Raw genomic sequence first — 25,847 nt, 5'->3', positions numbered from 1 at the left:
TAATATTACAAGTCGAACGAATCGTTCGATATAGAGAACATGGAGTCGTGAATGACCCAGCCCATCAGTATGATCGCGAAAAGCCTTGTGCGTGAACGTCAGCGCACCGGTTTGTCATTGGCAGAGATTGCCCGTCGCGCAGGGATTGCAAAATCGACACTCTCGCAATTGGAAGCGGGCAATGGCAATCCTAGCCTGGAAACGCTCTGGTCGCTGTGTGTGGCGTTAGATATTCCCTTTGCTCGCCTGCTGGAGCCGCAGGAACAAAAAACGCAGGTGATTCGCCGCGGCGAAGGAACAAAGGTGGTGGCTGAGCAGGCCCACTACCAGGCCATTTTACTGGCCGCCTGCCCGCCGGGGGCGCGGCGGGATATCTATCTGCTGCTGACGCAGCCGGGCGCGGATCGTATTTCACAGCCGCATCCACCTGGATCGGTTGAACACATCATCGTGACGCAGGGTAAGGCGATGGTAGGATTGACGGAAGCGCCGGAGGAGTTAGGTGAGGGGGACTATATTTGTTACCCCGCCGATCGGGCGCATATTTTTAAAGCGCTGGAGCCTGACACCCAGGCGATTCTGGTTTCTGAGCAGAACTAACTGTTCTGTTGCGTTGTGCCGGATGCGGCGCGTTAGCGCCTTATCCGGCCTACAAGTCTATTGCAAATAAAACACTTCTTTTAGCTCTGCGCTAACCGGGCTGTTGTCCGGGTTTGCTGGCATTACGTCACGCATATGCTTCCACCAACGTTGGCAAACGTCGGTGCTGGCAACGGCATTCCAGCGTTCTTCGGACTCAATCTCAACGGTGGCGAACAGCAGATTGCGCGCCTGATCGAGATAAATCGCGTAGTGATGGGCGCCGTGCTCTTTCAGCACCGCTTCCAGCTCTGGCCAGATGGGATTGTGCCGACGTTGATATTCAACGTGCGCGTCGGCATTCACCTGCATCACAAAGGCCTTACGGATCATAACGCCTCCAGATACAGCTCACGGACCTCGTCGCGGCTGGCGGTGCGCGGGTTGCATGGCGCACACGGATCGGCCAACGCTTTATCCAGCCAGCCTTCAATATCCTCTTTCGTCACGCCAAGGGAACTAAAGCCCACAGGAATACCAACACGCTTGCTGAGTGCACGAATCGCGTTGATGGCCTCCATACTTGCCGCTTCATCGCTCATGTCACGGGTATCGACGCCCATCGCCTGCGCCACGCGGGCAAAGCGCGCTACGGCGTTCGGACGGTTAAAGTTTTCGATTACCGGCAGCAGGATGGCGTTGCAGACGCCGTGTGGCAGATTATGGGTTGCGCCCGGCTGGTGCGCCAGCGCATGCACCAGACCCAGACCAGCGCTGTTAAATGCCATCCCCGCCAGATACTGACCAAACGCCATTTGCTCACGAGCTTCGAGGTTATGACCGTCGTCGACCGCTTTTGGTAGCCACAGGTTGATCAGGCGAATCGCTTCCAGTGCGTTAGCGTCGGTGAGCGGATGAGCACCAACGGAAACATAGGCTTCCACCGCGTGGGTCAGGGCGTCCATACCGGTTGCGGCGGTGACGGAGGCCGGGATTTCCAGCATTACGCTGGCATCATCCACAGCGATGTCCGGGATGATATTCGGGTCGATGATCACCTCTTTAACCTTACGGGCAGAGTCGATAATGACCGCGTTGCTGGTCATCTCTGCTGCCGTACCGGCGGTAGTGTTGATGGCGACCAGCGGGACGCCAGCATTTTTCACTTTGCCCACGCCGGAGTAAGTGGTAGAAGGGCCAGGGTTGGCTGTCAGGATTTTCACCGCTTTGGCGGTATCGATCGGGCTGCCGCCACCGAAGGCGATGATGTAGTCACATTCTGCGTTCTGATAGGCTGCAAAACCTTTTTGTACCAGCTCTTCTGTCGGGTTCGGGAATACTTCATCAAACAAGTGGTAAGACATTTGATGTTTATCCAGCGCGGCAAACAGGCTATCCAGCAGGCCCAGTTTTACCAGTTGACCATCGGTGACGATCAGCGCTTTGCCCCATTGTTTATTCGCCACGAGATTCACCATATCGGCAATCGCGCCGGCGCCATGCAGGCTAATTTTTGGCAGTGCCAACATAAAGCTCATCATTATTCTCCTTAATAATAAAATCCTGTAGGCCGGATAAAGCGAAGCCGCATCCGGCGTTGTGTTGGGAGGTATCAGTACAGCTCTATGGCGCTTGCCAGCGGCGTAACACCAAAGCGTTTGCCAAGTGCGACCAGCTCTTCACGTGAGATGGTCTGCTTCATACCGCCCATCGAAAAGATTTTGACCAGAACTTCGGCGGATTTCTCTGCGGTATCTATCAAACCGAACGCTTCGTCGAGGGTAGGTCCGCTTCCGAACACGCCGTGGAACGGCCAAAGTACCAGCGAGTGTTTCTGCATTTCCTCGGCGGTAGCCTGACCAATTTCATCTGTACCCGGCACCATCCACGGCAGAATGCCAACGCCATCCGGGAACACCACCAGGCACTCGGTGCTGCCTTCCCACAGCTTGCGGGTAATCAGCGCTGTGTTGTTTTCCAGTACGTAGGTCAGAGCGATCAGGTTGGTGGCATGGCAGTGCATGATCACGCGGTCTTTACCGTTCGTCGCTTTAATGCGTTCGCAGTGAGAGAGAAAGTGAGCCGGCAGTTCAGAGGTCGGCACGGCCTCGTGGGTCAGGCCCCAGAGGATGTGGTAGCCCGCACCGTCGCTGTCTACTTGTACCACGCCCAAGTTTGCCGCGGGATCGAGCTGGACGTTACGGAAAAACTTACCGGAACCGGTGACGATAAACGGTGTGTTTGCCAGCAGCGGCATCGGCTGACTTAGCGCAATATAGCGTGGTTTTTCGTGGAAATCGGCGCTAAACGGCGCGATATCTGCTTCATCAAGACGCAGCGTCAGGTTGCCGCCATTACGCTCGTCCCAGCCTTTCAGCCACGCATCAGAAGTGGCTTTGATCATCCCCTGGACGAACCAGGAAGTCGTAATTTTTTGCATGTTCGGTGTTCCTGTTTATTGCCCGAACGTTATCGGGTCTTACGTAGGCCGGATAAGCGAAGCGCCATCCGGCAATCGTGTTTCATTTATTGCCGGATGGCGACGCGGGGCGTCTTATCCAGCCTACAAGCCTGGCGTCACGGTTAGCTACGTTTGCTCAAAATCTCTTTTTCATAAGCGCGCACGCTGTCCAGCCACTGGCTGCCCGCAGGCGTGTCGTGGCGCTGGCAATACATCTCCCAGACGGCCTGCCACGGCAGCGATTTTTGCTCTTCCAGCAGGGCCAGACGTGCGGTGTAGTCGCCGCTGGCTTCGAGCTGACGCAGTTGCTCGGTGGGTTCTAACAGCGCGCGCAGCAGGGCTTTTTTCATATTGCGGGTGCCGATCACCCACGCGGCGATGCGGTTAATGGAGGCGTCGAAGAAGTCGAGGCCAATGTGTACGCGGTCGAACAGGTTGTGGCGAACGATCTCGCTGGCAATCGCCTGAGTTTCATCATCCAGCAGCACCACGTGATCGCTGTCCCAGCGCACCGGACGGCTGACGTGCAGCAGCAGGCGTGGTACATACAGCATGGCGGCGGAAATTTTGTCGGAGATCACTTCAGTCGGATGGAAGTGGCCCGCATCCAGACACAGTGCGGTCTGGCGGCTGGTGGCGTAACCCATGTAGAACTCGTTAGAGCCCACGGTGTAGCTTTCCGCACCGATGCCAAACAGCTTGCTTTCGACGGCATCGATATGGTGCGCTGGGTCGAGTTTCTCGCTGATCACTTCGTCCAGTGCGTCCAGCAGACGCTGGCGCGGCGCTAAACGGTCAACGGTGATGTCTTTCATGCCATCCGGGATCCAGATGTTCATCACCGATGGTGTACCCAACTGCTCGCCAAAATACGCCGAGACGCGACGGCTGGCTTTGCAGTGATCGATCCAAAACTGGCGAATGGTGTCGTCGGCGTGCGCCAGCGTGAAACCGTCGGCGCTCAGCGGGTGTGAGAAGCAGGATGGGTTGAAATCCAGCCCTAACTGGTTCGCTTTCGCCCACTCCACCCAGTTTTTAAAGTGCTCAGGTTTGATTTGGTCGCGGGCAACCGGCGTATCAGATTCCAGATAGATCGCGTGCAAATTCAGACGTTTTGGACCAGGAATCAGGCTCAGCGCCTGCTCCAGATCGGCCCGCAGTTCGGTGGCGTTACGCGCTTTACCCGGATAGTTACCGGTAGCCTGAATACCGCCAGTGAGCGAGCCTTCCGGATTTTCGAAACCGGCGACATCATCGCCCTGCCAGCAGTGCATGGAGACCGGCAGACGATCGAGCTGGCGTAAGGCCGCCTCGACATCAATGCCTACCGCGGCGAAACGCAGTTTTGCCAGTTCCCAGGCTTGTTCAAGTTGAGTGGTCATGCGCAAAGCTCCTTTGTCTGTCGTAGTGATTGAAACTGCGCCTGGTAGCGGGCAATTTCACTTTCAGGATTGGGAATGAAGGTGGTCAGTTCGTAGTTGGCGCGCACCACCTGACGGAAATCATCGACGTTGTTCAGCTCGTCCAGCGTCATCAGTTGGATGCCAATATTGCCGAGCGTGGAAGCCTCAATCGGCCCGGACATCACGCGAATACCGCAGGCATCCGCACATAGCTGGTTCAGTAAGGTGTTCTGGCAGCCGCCACCGACAATGTGCAGTTGGCTAAATGCTGCACCACGCAGTTGTGCCAGTTCTTGCAGGATGTCGGCGTACAGCAACGCCAGGCTGTCGAAGATACAGCGCGCCAGTTCGGCGTTTTGCAGGGGAACGGGTTGGCCTGATTCACGGCATGCTGCCTGAATTTCTGCACTCATATCGTCGGGGTTGATAAAGCGATCGTCGTTCGGGTTTATCAGGAACTGGCAGGCCGGCAGCGCTTGCGTTTGGCTGATAAGCGTTGGCAGGTCGGTAATCTGGTGCTCTTTTAATACGCGCTGGAGCAGCCACAGCCCCATAATATTTTTCAGGACACGGTAGCGTCCTTCCGCGCCGCCTTCGTTGGTAATATTCGCCGCCAGCGCCGCATCGTTGGTATACGGTGTTCTGCTCTCAAAGCCCATCAGCGACCAGGTCCCGGAAGAGAGATAGGCGCTGTTTTTGTCGGCCAGCGGAGAAGCAATGACCGCGCTGGCCGTGTCGTGACTGGCGACGGCGACAACCGGAATTTGGTTTTTCTGTGGGCAAATCCAGTGGCCGATCACGTTCCCTGGATGCGTCGGGCGACCAAACCAGGCTTTGTCTGCCCCGGTCCACGCCAGCAGTGTGTCATCCCAGTCGTCGGTATTGATATTGACTAGCTGGGTGGTGGTGGCGTTGGTGTATTCCCAGTTCATTTTGTCGGTCAGGCGAAAGCTGAAGTAGTCGGGGATCAGCAGGGCATGGGCCACCTGCGGGAGCAGTTCTGGCTGCTGTTCAACCAGCGCACGCAGTTGATACAGGGTGTTAAAGGGCAGAAACTGAATGCCGCTACGGCGGTAAATTTCACCTTTACCCGGCTGCTCCATCGCCTGCGCCATAATGCCGGTCGTGCGGCTGTCACGGTAAGAGACCGGCAGACCGACACGTTGACCGATGTTATCGATCAGAACGTAATCCACGCCCCAGGTATCAATGCCGATGCTGTCTATCCGAATGCCTTCATCGCAGACTTTTTTCAGGCCAAGACGAATATCGTTTTCCAGGCTGTCGATGTCCCAGGTGTCAAAACCGTCTGTTTTTTGCAGGCAGTTCATGAAGCGGTGGATTTCACGTAGCGTCAGGGAGCGGTGTTCACTGTCGTAACGCGCCAGCATTACGCGCCCACTGGATGCGCCGAGATCGACTGCGACACAATGGCGAAAAGTCATAGCGAGGTCCTTCTGAGTTTTATTGTACTCAGTCTAAGAACCCCAGATAAAGCGTACCTTCTTGACAGTGACAGCCACAATTAGCGGCTGGCAACATGGCAAAGGTGAACGTGACGCTGTTCACAATTTCTATTAATAGGACCTGTTTTAGCGGATGTGACGCCTTCCGCAATTCGCGATCTTTCCCGCCATTTCTTGAAGAATTGACCGTGTTTACGCACTTTGGCGTCAAAAATTTAAGGTGAGGGTGATAACCCTTAATTACTATTCAGCCATGTTCATTTGATCGGGAAGGATGTCATCATGACGGTATTGCATTGCGTGGATTTTTTTCCGACAGGTAAAGCGCCAGTGGCTATTGAACCGCGGCTTCCTCAACCTGCGTTTCCAGAGCATCATCATGATTTTCATGAAATTGTGGTGGTCGAACATGGAACGGGGATCCATGTGTTCAACGGGCAGCCTTACACCATCAGCGGCGGTACGGTGTGTTTCGTTCGCGATCATGACCGGCATTTATATGAACATACTGACAATCTGTGCCTGACCAATGTGTTGTATCGCTCTCCGGATGCGTTTCAATTTCTGGCTGGGCTGAATCAGCTTTTACCTCAGGAACAGAACGGGCAGTATCCCTCCCATTGGCGGGTGAATCAGGGGGTATTGCAGCAGGTTCGACAACTGGTGGGGCAGATGGAAGCGCTCGGTGAGGGGATGGATACACCAACGGCGGCAAATCGCGAGATCCTGTTTATGCAACTGCTGGTGCTGCTGCGTAAAAGCAGCCTGATGGAAGCTGCGACCGATAACGACGCGCGGCTTAACCTCCTGATGGCGTGGCTGGAAGATAACTTTGCCGACGAGGTGTGTTGGGAGGCGCTGGCTGAGAAGTTTTCCCTCTCTTTGCGCACTCTGCATCGCCAGCTCAAACAGCAAACCGGATTGACGCCGCAGCGCTACCTTAACCGCTTGCGGCTGATCAAGGCCCGGCATCTGCTTCGCCACAGTGATGACAGCGTGACAGACATCGCTTATCTCTGCGGATTCGGCGACAGTAACCACTTTTCGACGCTTTTTCGCCGTGAGTTCAAGTGGTCACCACGCGATATTCGTCAGGGGCGCGATCTCGTTGTGGCAAGCCGCCTCCAGTAACGCGAAAGCTATCAACGTTTTTTACCGCCGAATCTCAGATAATCATGTCCCTTAACGCCGGATGGTGGCTACGCCTTATCCGGCCTACGTGTCACGTAATCTGTAGGTCGGATAAGGCGTAGCCGCCATCCGACAGGGAATATTGTGATGGCGAATCATCTGGTCCTTCTGAAATCAGACTTCTTTGCGCATGAGCAGCAGGCTGTGGCCGTGGCTGACCGTTATCCGCAGGATGTCTTTGCTGAGCATACCCACGAGTTTTGCGAGCTGGTTATGGTCTGGCGCGGTAATGGTCTGCATGTCCTTAACGATCGCCCGTACCGGATAACCCGTGGCGATCTGTTTTACATTCGCGCCGAAGATAAACACTCCTACACCTCCGTGAACGACCTGGTGTTGCAAAATATCATCTACTGCCCGGAGCGGTTGACGCTGAATGTTGACTGGCAAGGGGCGATCCCCGGATTTGACGGTACGCCGAGGCAGCCGCACTGGCGACTCGGTAGCGTTGGCATGAGCCAGGTCCGACAGGTGATAAGCCAGCTTGAGCATGAAAGCAATCAACGTGATGCACAGGCTTTTACCATGGCTGAACTGCTGTTCGGGCAGTTGGTGACACACCTTAAGCGGCATCGTTATGCCACGGATACGCTACCGGCGACCTCCAGTGAAACGCTGCTGGATAAACTGATCACCGCGTTAGCCGGTAGCCATGAGCATGCGTTTGAACTGGATACGTTTTGCGAGCGCGAACAATGCAGCGAGCGCGTTTTGCGCCAGCAGTTTCGCAGCCAGACCGGGATGACCATCAACCAGTATCTCCGCCAGGTGCGGGTTTGCCATGCGCAGTATCTGCTCAAACATAGTCGGTTGATGATTAGCGAGATTTCCATGCGCTGCGGCTTTGAGGACAGTAACTACTTTTCGGTGGTATTTACGCGGGAAACCGGGATGACGCCGAGCCAGTGGCGTCATCTCAGTACTCAGCATGCTTAGCTGGCCATTCCCAGACCGACAATGTTTGCCGCGACAATGATCACTACGCAGCCGAGGCTTAGCACGCTGACCGGACGACGACCCGCGTTTTTCCACTCTTTCAATACCAGACCGACAATCCCGCCGCACAGAACATAGAAGCTCATGTGCAGCATCCAGCTTACATAGTCATACTGCGCCGGAATACGTGCGTGGCCCCAGGCGTAGAAGAAGAATTGCAGATACCACATCAAGCCACCAAGCGCAGAGAGCAGCACGTTGGTGATAATCAGCGGTTTGGCTAACGAGAAGTCGGCTTTTATCGACAAGTTCTTCACTTTTGCCAGACGAATGAAGCAGAAGCCCAGGTTAACAAGCGCGCCACCGCCCATAATGACCACATAGCTAGGCAGGGCGACATACAGCGGATCGACGCCCAACGCGGCGGCGGCATCGTGCATCGGTTTCGCCGCGTTCATCGCAAAGGACATCCCGGCGGAGAAAATACCGCACATGACGGCCAGAACCAGACCTTTTTTCAGGTTGAAATCTTCCGCTTTGATGCCCATTTTGCGTTCTTTTAACTGACCGGCACGGGTAACAATACCCACGCCAATCAGCGCGACCAGTACGCCAAGCAGCGTCATGCGGCCACCAGAGGTATTGATCAGTACATCAAAATTGCCGTTGATAATCGGGGTCATCAGCGTGCCGACAATCAGCGTAATACCTATCGCAATCCCGATACCCATCGACATACCGAGATAGCGCATGGTCAGGCCATAGTTGATATTGCCAATCCCCCACATTGCACCAAACAGAAATACCGGCGCCAGCGTGGAGAGGCTGAAGGAGCTGAAGTAGGCCCAGAAATCGGGAAGTAACATGGCGCTGATGGTCCACGGCAGGATTATCCAGGAGACGATCCCGCCAACCGACCACATCGTTTCCCATGACCAATGTTTGACTTGCTTGAACGGGGCATAGAAACAGGCGGCACTGGCTGCCCCTATCAAATGCCAAAAGATACCCATCGTAATCGCGTTACTCATGACTTAATCCTCGTTATTTTTTATCGTCGGTAATGACCCCTCCGACCTAACGAGTTTAAAAATTACGCAGGTGGTTAACCTTTTGACGATTGCCGCCCTTTTGCGCATGTTGGCAATTATCACGTTAAGTGGGTGATTCGGCTCACATCTTTAACAATGGGTTTGATTCATTAAGACCATGTAAAAAGTACGGCATTGATAATCATTTTCAATATCATTTAATTAACTATAATGACCCAACTGCTTACGCGGCGTTAACACTGGCCGCCCGACAATACTGGAGATGATTATGAGTTATACACTGCCATCCCTGCCGTACGCTTATGATGCCCTTGAACCGCACTTCGATAAGCAGACGATGGAAATCCACCACACCAAACACCACCAGGCTTACGTAAATAACGCCAACGCTGCGCTGGAAAGCCTGCCTGAATTCGCCAGCCTGTCCGTTGAAGAGCTGATCACCAAACTGGATCAACTGCCAGCAGACAAGAAAACCGTACTGCGTAACAACGCGGGCGGTCACGCTAACCACAGCCTGTTCTGGAAAGGCCTGAAAACCGGTACTACGCTGCAGGGCGACCTGAAAGCGGCTATCGAACGTGACTTCGGCTCCGTTGACAACTTCAAAGCTGAATTTGAAAAAGCAGCGGCAACCCGCTTTGGCTCCGGCTGGGCGTGGCTGGTTCTGAAAGGTGACAAACTGGCTGTTGTTTCCACCGCCAACCAGGATTCCCCGCTGATGGGTGAAGCTATCTCTGGCGCTTCCGGTTTCCCAATCGTGGGCCTGGACGTTTGGGAACACGCTTACTACCTGAAATTCCAGAACCGTCGCCCGGACTACATCAAAGAGTTCTGGAACGTCGTGAACTGGGACGAAGCTGCCGCGCGTTTCGCAGCAAAAAAATAAGTTCTACGCTTTAACAAAGCCCTGCAAGCGATGCTTGTGGGGTTTTTTTGTGATCAAACTCAATATAAAAACAATGATCCACTTAAATTGAAACAAGGTTTTATTATGCGAGTGGGATCACTTTTATAGTCTCTATGAATGTCTATCTTCTTTTCATCAAGACGGGCGCATCTCAAAGCAAGATGCAATCGCCCATAAAAATTGCCCCATTTTTATGTCTACAGGTGATGGAAATGCAGATCAAACGTACGATAGAGAAAATCCCAGGTGGTATGATGCTGGTGCCGCTTTTCCTGGGCGCGTTGTGTCACACCTTTTCCCCCGGCGCCGGGAAATATTTCGGCTCTTTTACCAACGGTATGATCACCGGTACGGTGCCTATCCTGGCAGTCTGGTTCTTTTGCATGGGGGCGTCGATCAAGCTAAGCGCCACCGGCACCGTGCTGCGCAAATCAGGTACGTTAGTCATAACCAAGATTCTGGTGGCGTGGGTGGTTGCAGCGATTGCTTCACGCATTCTGCCGGAACATGGTGTAGAGGTCGGATTCTTCGCTGGGTTGTCTACGCTGGCGCTGGTGGCCGCGATGGATATGACCAACGGCGGGCTGTATGCCTCGATTATGCAGCAGTACGGCACCAAAGAAGAGGCCGGGGCGTTTGTCCTGATGTCGCTGGAGTCTGGCCCGCTGATGACCATGGTGATTCTGGGAACCGCCGGGATCGCGTCGTTTGAACCACACGTATTTGTTGGTGCGGTATTGCCGTTCCTGATTGGCTTTGCGCTGGGGAATCTGGACCCTGAACTGCGGGAGTTCTTCAGCAAAGCGGTGCAGACGCTGATCCCGTTCTTTGCCTTCGCATTAGGTAACACCATTGATTTGAGCGTGATTGCGCAGACCGGCGTGCTGGGTATTCTGCTGGGCGTGGCGGTGATTATTATCACTGGTATTCCATTGATTATCGCCGATAAACTGATTGGTGGTGGCGATGGTACGGCGGGGATTGCCGCTTCCAGTTCTGCGGGGGCGGCGGTTGCTACGCCTGTGCTGATTGCTGAAATGGTTCCGGCATTTAAACCGATGGCACCGGCAGCAACTTCCCTGGTCGCCACGTCGGTGATTGTGACCTCCATTCTGGTGCCGATTATCACGTCTATCTGGTCGAAAAGGGCCAAAGCAAGGGCGGCAGAAATTGATATTCGTGGCACCGTGAAGTAAGTCTCTTAAGCCGGATGGTCTGCACCATCCGGCTTAATTATTTACCCTTTGACGACAAACACCTCATCGATTGTTCGACACTCACTCTCGTTCAACTCTCCACCGGCATTACGTGACACGCTGGTACAATAGCCAAACTTACGCGATACCACGGTTTTGATGGTGGTGACAAAATCTTCGCCGATGGCATAGATGGACATGTAGGTGCCAATCTGGTCCTGAATATCGCGAAGCGCTGCCAGGTCGCCCTGTTTGAACGCTTCCCGCGCGCTGACAAACAGTTCCGGCATGACGTTGTTCAACCCTGAAATAATCCCCGCGCCACCTGCTAACAGGTTGGGAATGTAGTATTCGTCATAGCCGGACAGCACGGCAAAATCCTCCCGCACGGCGCGGGTGGTCTGAATCATACTGCGGGTATGGGACTGGCAGTCGACGGTGTCTTTAATGCCAGCGAAATTCGGGAACTCGGCGGCGAGGGTGGCTACCAGTTCGGGAGTTAAATCGCAGCCGGTGCGTGCCGGGAAGTTATAAGCAAACCATTTGCCGCTGAGTGTCTGCCCCAACTGACGGAAGTAGCTCAGCAGCTGTTTCGCTGTTTGTCCGTAGTAGTAGGGCGGCAGGATCATCACGGCATCGTAACCTGAGCGATACGCTTCCTGCGCCATCAATAAAACATCATTCTGGCAGGTGGATGAGACGTTGGCGACCATCTTCAGCGAGCTCATGGCGCGGGCCTCGCGGATCAGCAGCAGTCTTTCTTCGAGCGTGAAGGAGGCAAATTCCCCGATGCTGCCCATCAGCAAAATCACGTCGATTTTGGCCTCGGTAAGGCGTTTGAGATGTTGGCTTAGACCGTTGAGATCGATCTTGCCATCATTGTCCATTGGCGTAATGGAAGGACACCAGACGCCAGCAAATTGCGATTGACCAGTCACGTTGTCGACTCCTTATTTGAAATGATGTTTCAAAACCAGATTACATTGATAGCATGTGTCCCTAAGTTTCATGTGAACCGTGCTCTCATTTTGAGCGACTGGGGTAAAATAAATGTGGTGTAATGGGGGAAATTTATCGGGAGAGGGAACAGATGCGATATCCGGTCGATGTTTTTACAGGCAAAGTTCGGGACTACACGGGAAGCCGTCCCAGCGCGATTGCTAAAGTCCAGATTGACGGTGAGTTGATGCTGACCGAACTGGGGCTGACGGGGGATGAACAAGCGGAAACGAAAATTCACGGCGGGCCGGATCGCGCGCTGTGTCACTATCCGCGTGAACACTATCAGCACTGGAGACAAGCGTTTCCGGAGCAGGCGGAGCTATTTGTCGCCCCCGCGTTTGGTGAGAACCTCTCTACTGAGGGGCTGACTGAAGATAATGTGTATATTGGCGACATTTTCCAGTGGGGAGAGGCGCTGATTCAGGTCACGCAGCCGCGCTCGCCGTGCTTTAAGCTGAATTTCCATTTTGGCATCAGCGATATGGCCAGCCAGATGCAGGATGCGGGCAAGACGGGCTGGCTGTGTAGCGTCATCGCGCCTGGTCAGGTGTCAGCAGACGCGCCATTGATCCTGGCGTCACGCGTGAGCGACGTCAGCGTGCGGGAGGCCATTGCTATCGCCTGGCATATGCCGTTTGATGATTCGCAATATCACCGTTTACTGTCGGCTGCTGGGTTATCAAAAAGCTGGACCAGAACGATGCAAAAGCGCCGTTTAAGCGGCAAGATCGAAGACAATTCCCGCCGTTTGTGGGGAAAATAAACCTACCTTCATCTGGCAGTTAAATCAGGTGGAGACACCTGATTTACCTCTCCCCCGTGCTTCATCCCCCCTGTGTACAAAACCGGGCAAAAACCTGACGGTCTCGGTTTGCTTCAAAGCCATTCTTGATACCTGGTCCACAAAAAGAAACTCTGCGTTGAAAAAAAACTTGAGTATTTCCTGCACTCAAATATCTTAGCTTCAAATTGGTTTAAACCAGATGAGCGAAATGAAAAAGAAAAACAATGTTGATGTGCTCAGGGAGCGCTTTGAAAGCTGGTTAAACGAGAAGAATTTACCAGCGGGGTCCAAATTGCCTTCGGAAAGGGAGTTATGTGAGCTGCTGGATGCAAAGCGTATGACCTTACGTCAGGTTCTGATTGAGCTTGAGATCGATGCGCGTATTTTCCGCAAGAACCGCAGTGGTTGGTTTATTTCGTCGAAGCGATTTATTTATAACCCTAAATCACTTTCCAGCTTCAATGCTGAAGCCTGTGCTCAGGGACGTAAGCCTTTTTGGGATTATTTAACCAAAGAAACCATTGATACAGTTCCGCATCATGTTGATGATGTTTTTCTCTCCTCCGGTGACCGCTATTTAGTTACCGGCTGGTGCGGTCTTGATTCACATAAAGTGTTTTACCATGAATCCTATATTGATGCTGATGTTGCGCCAGGATTCATTAATAAATTGGGCAATCAGTCTTTTGCCAGCGTCTGGGAAGATGCGTTTGGTCATGTTTTAAATATCAAAGAAATGATTTTTAAACCGGTCAATATGCCAGAAGTGGCCTGCAAAGAGCTGGGTGTTGCGCCTAATACGTATGGAATTTTAGTAGAAAAACATCGGGCTACCCGAGATAAAAAAGTGGTTCAGGTTGATTTCGAATACTGGCGACTTGAATCAGTGGAACTTGTTATTCGCGATGAATGAGAAAAATAATGGGAAAATGTAACCAAGAACTTCTTGCGGAACGCGCGAGAAATATACCGCTGTACCTACATGCTTATGCTTTTCATCTGAATATGCGCTACGAGAGAGTCCTGCCGGGGGATCTTCTGGATATTGCGCATCAGCAAAAATTGAAGGGTGTAAAAATACATGTTGAGGATGGTGAGTCCCAATCACTGCAGAAACTGAACGATCAGCAGCTACACGATTTTAAAGAGAAGGCCAAAAAATATAATCTGGATGTGCATATCGAAACGAGCGCATCGGATAAGGCGACATTGACGGATGCCATCCGTATTGCTGTTGCTACTGGTGCAACTTCAGTGCGTTTCTACCCGCGTTATGAAGGGCATCTCAACGATGTTATGGCGAAGATTGCCAATGATATTGCGTGGCTGTCTCAGTATGACGATTGCGGACTAAGCTTTACTATCGAACAGCATGAAGATCTGCAAGGCCATGAGCTGGTGACGCTGGTTAACAATAGCGGGATGAAAAATCTCTCTATTCTGTTTGATTTTGGCAACATGATTAATGCCAATGAGCAGCCGCTTTCTGCGTTAGAGGTTATGTCTCCTCTGATCACTCAGGTGCATATCAAAGACGCAAAAATTATTAAAGAAGGTAAAGGCTGGGGGCATGAGGCTTGTCGTTCAGGACACGGCGATTTACCCATGGAAGAGATGCTTAAGGCATTATTACTTTTAGGTGAAGATAAACCGCAAGTACATGCTTTTGGCCTGGAAGAAGAAGTTGAATATTATGCCCCTGCATTTCGCTTCGACGATGAGGGTGATAATCCATGGATCCCATGGCGCGATGCAAGTTATACGCCGCTGCCTGACAGCAACATGATTGATGCGCGACTGGCGCAGGAAAAAGAACATGCTCTTGCCCAAATAAAATACATTCGTGATATATGTGACAAGTTTATAGGCAATTAATTAGTTTTCTTAAAATATTATTAAATGCGGAAAGGATTATGAAAATAATCCCCTGGCTTTATTAATTATACAATTTAATTTAGATATTTCTCTCAACAAGCAATGAGGGTTTAATCATGTTCATGAATAAATGGGCAAGGCTCTGTTTTTTGATTTTAGGCGGCGGCACGATATTCAAGCTTTCAAGTATGAAAGATGTTTTCTATGTGCCAATGCAGAATGACTGGGGTTTAACTAATACGCAAATTGGGTTGAGCTTTACGGTTTATACGATTGTTCAGACAACCGGACTTTTTCTTTCTCTCTATATCGCAGATCGTTACTCCAAGAAAATATTATTACCGTTCGGTCTGATTGGCGTTGGGTTATGTGGCTTATATCTGGCAACGCTACCGTCATTTACTGGTTATCTCATTTGCTTTGCCGCGATGGCTTTCTTTGCCGATGTGGTTTATTGGCCGGTATTGCTGAAAGCCGTTCGTTTGCTGGGAACGAAAGAAGAACAAGGACGCATGTTCGGCTTTTTAGAAGCCGGACGTGGTGTGGTGGATGTTATCGTTGCATCTGGCGCTCTGTTTGTCTTCGTTCAGTTTGGTGAAGGTAAAGCGGGGATGCAGGCGGGCCTGTTGTTCTATACGGTAATTACGCTTGTGGCAGGTATTGTGACGTACTTTATTGTCGATGATGACAAAGTGAAAGGCGGCGAGAAAACCAGTGCCAACATGGAAGTGTTAAAGGGTATCAAACATGTTTTGTCCTGCCCTAATGTTTGGCTGGCTTCTTTAGGTATTTTCTTCGTTTATGCCGCGTACTGTGGACTGACTTACTTTATTCCGTTCTTAAAAGATATCTATATGCTTCCGGTAGCTCTCGTCGGTGCGTACGGCATCATCAACCAGTATGCGTTAAAAATGGTAGGTGGGCCGATTGGTGGAATGTTGGCAGATAAAGTTGCTAAATCACCGACAGTGTATCTGAAGTGGACGTTCCTGATCTCTGCTGTGGCGATGCTTGTGTTCATGCAGTTACCGCATCAAACAATGAACGTGTATATCGGTATGGCGGCGACATTAGGGTTCGGAGCGATTATCTTCTCACAGCGCGCCATTTTCTTCGCGCCGATGGATGAGATCGGTACCCCACGTGAGTATGCGGGCTCGGCAATGGCATTTGGTTGCATCATCGGTTATATGCCAGCGATGTTTGCGTACACGTTGTACGGCTATTTGCTGGATACCAATAGCGGCATCACTGGCTACAACTATGTCTTTAGCGTGATGATTGCGTTCAGCTTAATGGGCTTTATCTGCTCGACCATTCTGGTGAAGCGAATTAAAAAGCAAAAGCTAGCGGCGGCGGCTGCGGCGGCATAACGTGAATGCTTCCCCGGTAATTATGTCGTACCGGGGAAGCCTGTTACGCGCGTTTATACAGCGGTAACCAAATCACCAGCCGTAAACCACCCAGCGGGCTGTCTTCGGCCTTCACCCAGCCACGATGCTGCTGAATTGCGGTTTCAACAATCGCCAGACCCAGACCCGTTCCGCCAGACTCGCGATCGCGCGCCTCATCGGTACGATAGAACGGACGGAAAATCTGTTCTCTGTCTTCAGGGCTAACGCCTGGGCCATCGTCGTCCACGGTGATGGTAATCCCGTCGATATCCACCGCGAAGCCAACTTCAATCTTCGTATGTGAATAGCGCAGGGCATTGCGCACAATGTTTTCCAGCGCACTTTCCAACGCATTTGGGTTACCGTACAGCGGCCACGGACCCGGCGGGAAATTCACCGTGAGCGATTTACCCATCTGCTCAGCTTCAAAGGCGGCGTTATCCAGCACTTCGCCCCAAAGCTGATTAGCTTTCACTGTTTCACTGACCAGCGCGTTTTTCTGCTGATTACGTGACATCACCAGCAGGTCGTTGATCATGCTGTCCAGTCGGTGTGCTTCTGTTTCAATGCGCTCCAGCTCTTTGCTCTCACCGCTACGACGGCGCAGCAGAGCGGTGCCCAGTTGCAGACGCGTTAGCGGTGTTCTCAGCTCGTGAGAGATGTCCGACAGCAGGCGTTGCTGTGTGGTCATCATCCGTTCCAGCGCCGTAACCATCTGGTTAAAGCTTGCGCCTGCCGCCAGAAACTCCTGCGGACCGGCTTCCAGCTCTGGATGCTGACGCAGGTTACCCTGAGCTACTTCATCCGCCGCGTTTTTCAACTTACGCGCCGGTTTCGCCAGACTCCAGGCAAGCCAAAGCAATAGCGGTGAGCTGACTAACATGGTGACGATCAGCAACAACAGCGGTCGGTCGAACAGCAGGTTGATAAAGTCAGATTGTGAGCTGCTGGCAGGTCGTATGAGATACAACTGGTAGTTATCTTCACCGTCTCTGACGGAGAAAGGCCCGACCATCTCAACGCGACCGTATTTTTTCTTTTGCGGATGGTCGGCGTTATCGGCCTGACCAATAAAGTTACGAATGATCTGCATTTCGTTGCGTTCTGCGCCGATCACGCGTCCTTCCGTCGTAACAAGTAATAACCGCTGTCCTGGCGGCGCCCACTTGTCTATCGCCCGAAACAAGCGACGCCACCACATCAAATCGTTGGGTGGATCGTTCGCCAGTTCAGCTTCAACATGTTGCTCAATCATTAACCCCTGGCGCTGCTCGCTGTCCAGTAGCTCGGTCATCTGGCGTGAGTCGAGCTTGGGTAACATCAGTACCAACATCAACACCAGCGCCAGCGTCAACCAGAAGATGGCAAAGATGCGTGCGGTTAAGCTCCCTATCATGAAGCGGAGACCATCAGGTAGCCGCGACCACGCAGGGTTTTAAACCACGGGTGTCCGTCTTTACGCTCTGGCAGCTTACGACGCAGGTTCGAGATATGCATGTCGATCGCGCGATCGAAAGGCGTCAGGCGTTTGCCCAGCACTTCCTGGCTCAGGTGTTCACGCGAAACCACCTGACCGAGATGCTGAGCCAGCAAATAGAGCAGGGTGAATTCGGTGCCGGTTAACTCCAGAATTTGCCCGTCAAAGCTGGCTTCCTGGCGACCCGGATTAAGGCTTAACGCATCTACTTCCAGCGTCGGCGAGCCGTTATCGCTGTTCTGCTGCTGTTCGCTCCAGTGTGAGCGACGTAGAATAGCGCGGATGCGCGCGACCAGTTCACGGTCGTTAAACGGTTTAGGTAAATAGTCGTCCGCGCCCAGCTCAAGGCCAAGTACGCGATCCAATTCGCTGCCGCGAGCGGTCAGCATGATTACAGGTGTCTGGTGTGTCTGACGAAGTGCTTTCAGCGTATCAATGCCGTTTTTCTTCGGCATCATGACGTCGAGCAAAAGTAAATCGATGCTGTCATCCAGAAGCTCAAGCGCCTGTTCCCCATCATAGGCAACCAGCACATCGAAACCTTCCATTTCGAGCAACTCCTTTAACAGGGAAGTCAGCTCTCGGTCATCATCAACTAACAGGATTTTATTCATTGTTTACGTACCTCCGAGGCAGAAATTACGTCATCAGGCGTCGCTAATCTATGACTTTACGTTGTTTTACACCCCCTGACGCATGTTTGCAGCCCGAATCGTAAACTGTCTCTCGTTGAATCGCGACAGAAAAGATTTTGGGAGCAAGTGATGGGCAAAGTTACCGCTGCCGTCATGGCCTCAACGCTGGCACTCAGTACATTTAGCCATGCAGCTGAAGTCGTCACAGGCGATCACTGGCACCTGGGTGAAGGCTCATCGCAACGCAGCGTTCAGAGCCACATGTTTGACGGTATCAGTTTAACCGAACATCAACGTCAACAGATGCGAGATTTAATGCAGCAGGCAAGACACGAACAGCCTCCTGTTAATGTTAGCGAAATGGAGACAATGCATCGCCTTGTCACCGCAGAGAAATTTGATGAAAGCGCAGTGCGCGCTCAGGCAGAAAGAATGGCGCAAGAACAGGTTGCCCGCCAGGTTGAAATAGCCAGGATCCGCAACCAGATGTATCGCCTGTTAACGCCAGAGCAGCAAGCGGTTTTAAATGAGAAACATGAACAACGAATGGAGCAACTGCGCGATGTAGCGCACTGGAAAAAAAGCTCATCGTTGAATTTATTGAGTAGTAGCAACTCACGTTCCCAGTAGTAACCCTGTTTTCCTTGCCATAGACACCATCCCTGTCTTCCCCCACATGATGTGGGGGTTTTTTTTGCCCAAAATTACAGTGAATTACCAAAGATAAACAGCTACTCGCAGATAGTATTTGGAGCTGAAAACAGCTTTTGTTATGTGTGGCTGACTTCAATGTAACTTACTGTCTTTATGTAGAGCGGCGTAATCTGATAATAATGCTTAGCTTTTTCCTAAATCCAACACTTTTCCATCATTGGTAATGATAAATGTGTAGTAGTGATTTTTTCCATTTAAGGTATAGCTTGCACCATACACCACCCCTTTTTCTAAATTGACCGTGAAGCAGGTACTTGGGTAGATGAGATGTTTAAAATCGCCGACTAATAATTTTTTATCTTCTCTACCATTAGTTGACAGAATATAGCGGTTTAACACATCATTTTTATCTATGGTAAAGCAAACACGATTGCCATCTACGTAGATCGCCCGTCGTTCACCGGACTCTGCACCCTCTCTGCCTTTCCCTGGGCACCCTGCCAGAAATAAAAGTAAAGGGAGAAAAAAGAACGATTTCTTCATATCGGAAAGCTCCCGAGTACCTTTTCATATTTCTGCATTAATTCCAGCGCCGGTTCTTCTGGGTCATAATCACGGTAAACATACAGATCGCTATGCCCATCAAACCCATAGTGCTTTAACAACCAGTAATCACTGACTAAGGATGCTTGTTGCTCCAGTCCGTAATCAAGTAGATTTTTTTCATTTAGGCTGTATGTATAGTCAGCAGCCCATGAGAACGCCCCGCGTGTTCGTACCCACATTCCATATTGGTGCTGCCAAACATGCATCATTTCATGCAAAAAAAGATGCTGGTCATTTGGAGTTGGCTGTTTTGTTGGCATCGAGAAATCATCTTCGTATTTTATTGTTCTAAACCACATTTCGCCGTCAGGCGTCATCGCCTGACCTGGGTTTTGAGTATCAAAAGGAAGATAACTTTCCAGATGAACCCAAACCTGATAGTAAAGAATGCTGAAGCCAAAGAGCGAGTTTGCAAGATTTATCTCGCCAAGCCTTAACCTACGCAGACCTCCGTCTTGGATCGGTTTCCAGTCAATAGAATTAGGGTAATACGCCATCTTAATCCCTCAAGATATGTAGATTGAGTGTTTATCGTACACCTAAAGCAAATGAGGAATAGAAGTGTTACAGAGAGGCCTTAAAAATTCAGAATAAAACGTATTCAGGTGGCGTATTGCTGCAACATTCCATTCCTGTTTCCCACACATTGTGTGTGGTTTTTTTGCCCAAAATTTGTCCCTCGGTTATTGCCTGACTGTTTTACTTCATCCGTTATACTAGCGGCATATCCTGGCAGGAGTGTTTATGAATCAAACCTATGGGCGGCTGGTGAGCAGGGCGGCAATCGCGGCGACCGTGATGGCATCGCTGTTACTTTTGATCAAAATTTTCGCGTGGTGGTACACCGGATCGGTCAGTATTCTGGCTGCACTGGTGGATTCTCTGGTGGACATCGCGGCGTCGTTAACCAACCTGTTGGTGGTGCGCTATTCGCTGCAACCGGCCGATGATGAGCATACGTTCGGACACGGAAAAGCGGAATCGCTGGCGGCGCTGGCGCAAAGCATGTTTATTTCTGGTTCGGCGCTGTTTTTATTCCTGACCGGGATTCAGCATCTCATCCAACCCACGCCGATGAAAGATCCTGGCGTTGGGGTGGTTGTCACCATCATTGCGTTAGTGTGTACAATCATTCTGGTCTCGTTTCAGCGCTGGGTAGTGAAGCGCACGCAAAGTCAGGCCGTTCGGGCAGATATGCTTCATTATCAGTCTGATGTTATGATGAACGGTGCGATTCTCATTGCGCTCGGGCTGGCATGGTATGGCTGGCATCGTGCAGATGCCTTGTTTGCGCTCGGGATTGGCATCTATATTTTATATAGCGCATTACGCATGGGGTATGAGGCAGTGCAATCTTTGCTGGATCGCGCTTTACCCGATGAGGAACGTCAGGAAATTATTGATATCGTGACGTCATGGCCTGGAGTCAGCGGCGCTCACGATCTTCGCACGCGGCAGTCAGGGCCGACCCGCTTTATTCAGATTCATTTGGAAATGGAAGATAATCTGCCGCTCGTTCAGGCGCATTTAGTGGCTGAACAGGTTGAGCAGGCAATTTTACGGCGTTTCCCGGGATCGGATGTCATCATTCATCAGGATCCCTGTTCAGTCGTACCCAAGGAAGGCAAGATGTTTGAGCTTTCATAATTCGTTGTAAAAAAAGTGAACCGGGCCAGCATTTTGTGTATAAATTACCACCATTTGGCCTGACCTGAATCAATTCAGCAGGAAGTGATTGTTATACTATCTGCATATTCGTTGGATCGTTTCGATATGCGGAATCGACTTCCGGCAGCAGATTTCATTTTGCATTCCAAAGTTCAGAGGTAGTCATGATTAAGAAAATCGGTGTGTTGACAAGCGGCGGTGATGCGCCGGGCATGAACGCAGCAATCCGTGGTGTTGTACGTGCAGCGTTGACGGAAGGGCTGGAAGTCATGGGGATCCATGATGGCTACCTGGGTTTGTATGAAGACCGTATGGTCCAGCTTGACCGCTACAGCGTGTCCGACATGATCAACCGTGGCGGTACTTTCCTCGGTTCTGCTCGCTTCCCGGAATTCCGTGATGAAAACGTACGTGCGGTGGCGATCGAAAACCTGAAGAAGCGTGGCATCGACGCCCTGGTTGTTATCGGGGGTGACGGTTCTTACATGGGTGCAAAACGCCTGACCGAAATGGGCTTCCCATGCATCGGTCTGCCGGGCACTATCGATAACGATATCAAAGGTACCGACTACACCATCGGTTACTTCACCGCTCTGGGTACCGTTGTCGAAGCGATTGACCGCCTGCGTGATACATCTTCTTCTCACCAGCGTATTTCTATCGTTGAAGTGATGGGCCGCTACTGTGGTGACCTGACCCTGGCGGCTGCAATTGCCGGTGGTTGTGAGTTCGTGGTGGTTCCGGAAGTGGAATTCAGCCGTGACGATTTGGTTACTGAAATCAAAGCGGGCATCGCGAAAGGTAAAAAACACGCAATCGTAGCGATCACTGAACACATGTGTGACGTTGACGAACTGGCGCATTACATTGAGAAAGAAACGGGTCGTGAAACGCGTGCAACCGTACTGGGTCACATCCAGCGTGGTGGTTCCCCGGTTCCTTACGACCGTATCCTGGCATCCCGTATGGGCGCCTATGCCATTGAACTTCTGCTGGAAGGTCACGGCGGTCGCTGCGTAGGTATTCAGAACGAGCAGCTGGTTCACCACGACATCATCGACGCTATCGAAAACATGAAGCGTCCGTTCAAAGGTGACTGGCTGGACTGCGCGAAAAAACTGTACTAAATGCAATTGCCGGATGGCGGCTTGCGCCTTATCCGGCCTACATGATGCAAATCGTAGGCCTGATAAGCGTAGCGCCATCAGGCAAAAACTCGACTCCATATATTCCCCCAAGTTATAGCAAATCTTTTTTTATTCTTTAATGTTTGGATTCCTTTCTGGCACGCTTTGCTCATCACAACACTACCTAAGAGAGCTGGGCGATGAACAAATGGGGCGTAGGGTTAACATTATTGCTGGCATCGACCAGCGTTCTGGCAAAGGATATTCAGTTACTTAACGTATCGTACGATCCAACGCGTGAATTGTACGAGCAGTACAATAAGGCCTTCAGCGCGCACTGGAAGCAGGAAACGGGCGACAACGTTGTGATCCGCCAGTCGCACGGCGGTTCGGGTAAACAGGCGACTTCCGTCATCAACGGCATTGAAGCCGATGTTGTGACGCTGGCACTGGCTTACGACGTGGATGCCATTGCTGAACGTGGCCGTATCGATAAAAACTGGATTAAACGCCTGCCTGATAACTCCGCGCCTTACACCTCCACCATCGTGTTCCTGGTCCGCAAAGGCAATCCCAAACAAATTCATGACTGGAATGATTTAATCAAACCGGGCGTGTCGGTCATTACGCCGAACCCGAAAAGCTCCGGCGGAGCTCGCTGGAACTATCTGGCGGCATGGGGCTATGCCCTGCACCACAACAACAACGATCAGGCCAAGGCACAAGACTTTGTGAAGGCCCTGTATAAAAACGTTGAGGTGCTGGATTCTGGCGCACGTGGCTCAACCAATACCTTCGTTGAACGTGGTATCGGTGATGTGCTGATTGCCTGGGAAAACGAAGCGCTGTTGGCAACGAACGAGCTGGGCAAAGATAAATTCGAGATAGTGACCCCGAGTGAATCTATCCTCGCGGAGCCGACCGTGTCCGTGGTTGATAAAGTGGTGGAAAAGAAAGATACCAAAGCGGTGGCGGAAGCTTACCTGAAGTATCTCTACTCTCCGGAAGGCCAGGAAATTGCGGCGAAAAACTACTATCGTCCACGTGATGCAGAAGTCGCGAAGAAATACGAAAACGCATTTCCGAAGCTGAAGCTGTTCACTATCGACGAAGAGTTTGGCGGCTGGACGAAAGCGCAGAAAGAGCACTTCTCTAACGGCGGTACGTTCGACCAAATCAGTAAACGATAAATAAGTCTGTGATTTACCGACCCGGTGGCCTAGCGCGACCGGGTTTTTTATTTGTCATGGTTTTGCGTTACTCTTGCCCTTCAATGGGATACAGGAAACGCGTAATGAAAAAAGCAGGCTATCTTTTACTGGCGGTGATTGTGGTCGCCGCCGCTGCAGGTATCGGGTACTGGAAATTCACCGGCAACCCGGACGCATTACGCCAGATCGTTCTTCAGCAATGCCTGCCGCACCAGTTGCAGCAGCAGGACCCCGCCCCATGCGCTGAAGTAAAGCCGGATGCCGGATATGTGGTGTTCAAAGACCGTAACGGCCCACTGCAATATCTGTTGATGCCTACCTGGCGGATCAACGGTACGGAAAGTCCGCTGCTGTTGAAATCAGGCACGCCGAACTTTTTCTGGCTGGCCTGGCAGGCGCGTAGCTTTATGAGCCAAAAATACGGCCAGGAAATCCCTGACAAAGCAGTCTCTCTGACCATTAACTCACGTAGCGGGCGTACGCAAAATCACCTGCATATTCATATCTCCTGCCTGCGAACCGATGTCAGAAAGCAGCTGGATGACAACCTGGCGAAAATCAGCACCCGCTGGCTACCATTACCGGGTGGGCTGCGCGGTCATGAATATCTGGCGCGTCGCGTCACGGAAAATGAACTGGCACAACGCAGCCCGTTTATGATGCTGGCGGAAGAGGTGCCGGATGCGCGTGAGCATATGGGCAGCTATGCGTTGGCGATGGTGCGCCAGAGCGACGAATCCTTTGTCCTGCTGGCTACTCAGCGCAATCTGCTGGCTCTGAATCTCGCCTCCGCTGAGGAAATTCAGGATCATCAATGTGATATTCTGCGTTAACCCCACCTAATCTGGCGTTTACTCCGCATGCCTGTCCCCGTATTCTTGTTGAAAAAAACAACAGGAGACAGGCATGTCGCTCTGGCTTACACACCCTCTGTTTATCCCCTCTCTGGTGGTTGGTATCACCATTCTGCTCTGGGCTACGTCGCTGCTGCCGGAGTTTATAACGGCGCTGCTGTTCTTTGCCGTGGCGATGGTGGCCAAAATCGCGCCACCGGATGTGATTTTTGGCGGCTTTGCGTCCTCCGCGTTCTGGCTGGTGTTTAGCGGCTTTGTACTGGGTATCGCGATTCGTAAAACGGGGCTGGCGGACAGGGCGGCGAGGGCGCTGTCATCGAGGTTGACTGATTCCTGGCCGTTAATGGTGGCGAGCGTAGTGCTGCTGAGTTACGCGCTGGCATTTGTAATGCCATCCAACATGGGCCGCATTGCGCTGCTGATGCCGATCGTCGCGGCGATGGCGAAACGGGCTGGAATTAACGACGGCACGCGCGCCTGGTATGGTCTGGCACTGGCCGTCGGGTTTGGGACGTTCCAGCTTTCTGCGACGATTTTACCCGCTAACGTACCGAATCTGGTGATGAGCGGCGCGGCGGAAGGCTCTTACGGCATCCACCTCAATTATCTTCCCTATTTGCTGCTGCATACGCCGGTTCTGGGTTGGCTTAAAGGCGCGGTGCTCATTGTGCTTATCTGCTGGTTGTTCCCTGGCAAGCCGCATGCGCCGCGCGATCTCACGCCGCCGGAGCCGATGAGCCGGGATGAAAAACGTCTGGCCTGGATGTTAGCGGTGGTGCTGTTCTTGTGGGTAAGCGAAAGCTGGCACGGCATTGGCCCTGCGTGGACCGGGCTGGCTGCGGCAGTTATCACATTGCTACCACGGGTTGGCTTTATCAATGGCGACGAGTTTTCCACTGGGGTCAACATTCGTACCTGTATTTATGTGGCGGGTATTCTGGGGCTGGCGATCACCGTCACGCAAACCGGTATTGGTAGCGCTGTTGGCGAAGCGCTGTTACAGGTGATGCCGCTGGATGCGGAAAAGCCGTTTACCAGTTTCCTCGCGCTGACCGGTATTACCACTGCGCTTAATTTTATTATGACGGCGAACGGTGTTCCGGCGCTGTATACCACGTTGGCGCAAAGTTTTGCCGATGCGACGGGATTTCCACTGCTGTCGGTGATTATGATCCAGGTGCTGGGTTATTCAACGCCACTGTTGCCGTATCAGGCTTCACCGATCGTAGTGGCGATGGCGCTCGGGAAAGTACCTGCAAGGGCGGGGATGCTGCTGTGTATCGCACTGGCGGCGGCAACGTATTTGATTCTTCTGCCGCTGGATTACGCCTGGTTTACGGTGTTAGGAAAACTGTAGATGTATCAA

Annotated in this window: 26 protein-coding genes; 15 read left to right on the top strand and 11 right to left on the bottom strand. The window is 51.9% G+C overall.

Annotated elements, in window-relative coordinates:
- The first annotated feature begins 51 nt into the window (after positions 1–51).
- Positions 52–600, top strand: a complete 549-nt coding sequence (locus BZK40_RS18435) for a helix-turn-helix domain-containing protein (protein WP_003825255.1) — start codon at positions 52–54, stop codon at positions 598–600.
- 57 nt (positions 601–657) lie between these two features.
- Here the strand turns inward: BZK40_RS18435 and rhaM are convergent, their stop codons facing one another.
- The 5 genes from rhaM to rhaB form a co-directional block, all read right to left on the bottom strand.
- Positions 658–972, bottom strand: a complete 315-nt coding sequence (gene rhaM, locus BZK40_RS18430) for an L-rhamnose mutarotase (protein WP_003825253.1) — start codon at positions 970–972, stop codon at positions 658–660.
- Positions 969–2,117, bottom strand: a complete 1,149-nt coding sequence (gene fucO / locus BZK40_RS18425; RefSeq protein ID WP_048237089.1) for a lactaldehyde reductase — start codon at positions 2,115–2,117, stop codon at positions 969–971. Before fucO ends, rhaM begins: the two co-directional genes overlap by 4 nt.
- Before the next feature lie 74 nt (positions 2,118–2,191).
- Complete coding sequence (gene rhaD / locus BZK40_RS18420) at positions 2,192–3,019, bottom strand: rhamnulose-1-phosphate aldolase (RefSeq protein ID WP_057066661.1); 828 nt, start codon at positions 3,017–3,019, stop codon at positions 2,192–2,194.
- A 143-nt stretch (positions 3,020–3,162) separates the two neighbouring features.
- Complete coding sequence (rhaA, locus tag BZK40_RS18415; protein ID WP_008787011.1) at positions 3,163–4,422, bottom strand: L-rhamnose isomerase; 1,260 nt, start codon at positions 4,420–4,422, stop codon at positions 3,163–3,165.
- Positions 4,419–5,888 (bottom strand): rhamnulokinase, encoded by a 1,470-nt coding sequence (rhaB, locus tag BZK40_RS18410; RefSeq protein ID WP_079935068.1) that lies wholly within the window; start codon positions 5,886–5,888, stop codon positions 4,419–4,421. Before rhaB ends, rhaA begins: the two co-directional genes overlap by 4 nt.
- Before the next feature lie 303 nt (positions 5,889–6,191).
- Here rhaB and rhaS point away from each other — a divergent pair, with 303 nt between their 5' ends.
- Together rhaS and rhaR are read left to right on the top strand one after the other, a co-directional pair.
- Positions 6,192–7,040, top strand: a complete 849-nt coding sequence (gene rhaS, locus BZK40_RS18400; RefSeq protein ID WP_008787013.1) for an HTH-type transcriptional activator RhaS — start codon at positions 6,192–6,194, stop codon at positions 7,038–7,040.
- A gap of 147 nt (positions 7,041–7,187) precedes the next feature.
- Positions 7,188–8,036: an HTH-type transcriptional activator RhaR gene (gene rhaR, locus BZK40_RS18395; RefSeq protein ID WP_048215191.1), complete on the top strand. Its 849-nt coding sequence runs from the start codon at positions 7,188–7,190 to the stop codon at positions 8,034–8,036.
- Here the strand turns inward: rhaR and rhaT are convergent.
- Positions 8,033–9,067 (bottom strand): L-rhamnose/proton symporter RhaT, encoded by a 1,035-nt coding sequence (rhaT, locus tag BZK40_RS18390; RefSeq protein ID WP_003825242.1) that lies wholly within the window; start codon positions 9,065–9,067, stop codon positions 8,033–8,035. The genes rhaR and rhaT overlap by 4 nt on opposite strands.
- A 289-nt stretch (positions 9,068–9,356) precedes the next feature.
- Here rhaT and sodA point away from each other — a divergent pair, with 289 nt between their 5' ends.
- Both sodA and kdgT read left to right on the top strand, forming a co-directional pair.
- Positions 9,357–9,977: a superoxide dismutase [Mn] gene (sodA, locus tag BZK40_RS18385; protein ID WP_003825239.1), complete on the top strand. Its 621-nt coding sequence runs from the start codon at positions 9,357–9,359 to the stop codon at positions 9,975–9,977.
- A gap of 233 nt (positions 9,978–10,210) precedes the next feature.
- Positions 10,211–11,194: a 2-keto-3-deoxygluconate transporter gene (kdgT, locus tag BZK40_RS18380; RefSeq protein WP_020996114.1), complete on the top strand. Its 984-nt coding sequence runs from the start codon at positions 10,211–10,213 to the stop codon at positions 11,192–11,194.
- 41 nt (positions 11,195–11,235) lie between these two features.
- Here kdgT and BZK40_RS18375 read toward each other — a convergent pair whose 3' ends face one another.
- On the bottom strand, positions 11,236–12,132 hold the full coding sequence (locus BZK40_RS18375; protein ID WP_048237085.1) for a dihydrodipicolinate synthase family protein: 897 nt from the start codon (positions 12,130–12,132) through the stop codon (positions 11,236–11,238).
- A 152-nt stretch (positions 12,133–12,284) separates the two neighbouring features.
- Here BZK40_RS18375 and yiiM point away from each other — a divergent pair, with 152 nt between their 5' ends.
- The 4 genes from yiiM (at position 12,285) to BZK40_RS18355 (ending at position 16,228) form a co-directional block, all read left to right on the top strand.
- Positions 12,285–12,959 carry a 6-hydroxyaminopurine reductase gene (yiiM, locus tag BZK40_RS18370; RefSeq protein WP_020996113.1) on the top strand — a complete coding sequence of 225 codons (675 nt, stop codon included), beginning with the start codon at positions 12,285–12,287 and terminating at the stop codon, positions 12,957–12,959.
- Positions 12,960–13,188: 229 nt separating this feature from the next.
- Positions 13,189–13,893 (top strand): GntR family transcriptional regulator, encoded by a 705-nt coding sequence (locus BZK40_RS18365; RefSeq protein ID WP_020996112.1) that lies wholly within the window; start codon positions 13,189–13,191, stop codon positions 13,891–13,893.
- Positions 13,894–13,901: 8 nt separating this feature from the next.
- Positions 13,902–14,855: a sugar phosphate isomerase/epimerase family protein gene (locus tag BZK40_RS18360; protein WP_020996111.1), complete on the top strand. Its 954-nt coding sequence runs from the start codon at positions 13,902–13,904 to the stop codon at positions 14,853–14,855.
- Positions 14,856–14,977: 122 nt separating this feature from the next.
- Positions 14,978–16,228 carry an MFS transporter gene (locus tag BZK40_RS18355; protein WP_095533158.1) on the top strand — a complete coding sequence of 417 codons (1,251 nt, stop codon included), beginning with the start codon at positions 14,978–14,980 and terminating at the stop codon, positions 16,226–16,228.
- Between the two features lie 43 nt (positions 16,229–16,271).
- On the opposite strand, the gene cpxA is transcribed toward BZK40_RS18355, so the two are convergent.
- Both cpxA and cpxR read right to left on the bottom strand, forming a co-directional pair.
- Complete coding sequence (cpxA, locus tag BZK40_RS18350; RefSeq protein WP_003028758.1) at positions 16,272–17,645, bottom strand: envelope stress sensor histidine kinase CpxA; 1,374 nt, start codon at positions 17,643–17,645, stop codon at positions 16,272–16,274.
- Positions 17,642–18,340, bottom strand: coding sequence for an envelope stress response regulator transcription factor CpxR (gene cpxR / locus BZK40_RS18345; protein ID WP_003028763.1), 699 nt, complete (start codon positions 18,338–18,340; stop codon positions 17,642–17,644). Before cpxR ends, cpxA begins: the two co-directional genes overlap by 4 nt.
- 150 nt (positions 18,341–18,490) lie before the next feature.
- Here cpxR and cpxP point away from each other — a divergent pair, with 150 nt between their 5' ends.
- Positions 18,491–18,991, top strand: a complete 501-nt coding sequence (gene cpxP / locus BZK40_RS18340; protein WP_008787022.1) for a cell-envelope stress modulator CpxP — start codon at positions 18,491–18,493, stop codon at positions 18,989–18,991.
- A 207-nt stretch (positions 18,992–19,198) separates the two neighbouring features.
- Here cpxP and BZK40_RS18335 read toward each other — a convergent pair whose 3' ends face one another.
- On the bottom strand, positions 19,199–19,558 hold the full coding sequence (locus BZK40_RS18335) for a putative T6SS immunity periplasmic lipoprotein (protein ID WP_079935067.1): 360 nt from the start codon (positions 19,556–19,558) through the stop codon (positions 19,199–19,201).
- Entirely contained in the window at positions 19,555–20,118 is a 564-nt protein-coding gene (locus BZK40_RS18330; protein WP_079935066.1) for a type IV secretion protein Rhs, read from the bottom strand. The genes BZK40_RS18335 and BZK40_RS18330 overlap by 4 nt, the downstream gene beginning before the upstream one ends.
- A gap of 247 nt (positions 20,119–20,365) precedes the next feature.
- Here BZK40_RS18330 and fieF point away from each other — a divergent pair, with 247 nt between their 5' ends.
- The 5 genes from fieF (at position 20,366) to BZK40_RS18305 (ending at position 25,838) form a co-directional block, all read left to right on the top strand.
- Positions 20,366–21,268 (top strand): CDF family cation-efflux transporter FieF, encoded by a 903-nt coding sequence (fieF, locus tag BZK40_RS18325; protein ID WP_003825216.1) that lies wholly within the window; start codon positions 20,366–20,368, stop codon positions 21,266–21,268.
- Between the two features lie 185 nt (positions 21,269–21,453).
- On the top strand, positions 21,454–22,416 hold the full coding sequence (pfkA, locus tag BZK40_RS18320; protein ID WP_003825214.1) for a 6-phosphofructokinase: 963 nt from the start codon (positions 21,454–21,456) through the stop codon (positions 22,414–22,416).
- Positions 22,417–22,616: 200 nt separating this feature from the next.
- On the top strand, positions 22,617–23,606 hold the full coding sequence (gene sbp / locus BZK40_RS18315; protein ID WP_008787024.1) for a sulfate/thiosulfate ABC transporter substrate-binding protein Sbp: 990 nt from the start codon (positions 22,617–22,619) through the stop codon (positions 23,604–23,606).
- Between the two features lie 104 nt (positions 23,607–23,710).
- A complete protein-coding gene (locus BZK40_RS18310) occupies positions 23,711–24,460 on the top strand; it encodes a CDP-diacylglycerol diphosphatase (protein WP_020996109.1) in 750 nt (249 codons plus the stop codon).
- Between the two features lie 73 nt (positions 24,461–24,533).
- Positions 24,534–25,838, top strand: a complete 1,305-nt coding sequence (locus BZK40_RS18305; RefSeq protein WP_008787026.1) for an SLC13 family permease — start codon at positions 24,534–24,536, stop codon at positions 25,836–25,838.
- Positions 25,839–25,847 lie beyond the last annotated feature (9 nt).

Source organism: Citrobacter portucalensis, assembly GCF_002042885.1.
Lineage (GTDB): Bacteria > Pseudomonadota > Gammaproteobacteria > Enterobacterales > Enterobacteriaceae > Citrobacter > Citrobacter portucalensis.
This window is presented reverse-complemented; position numbering and strand designations above follow the sequence as displayed.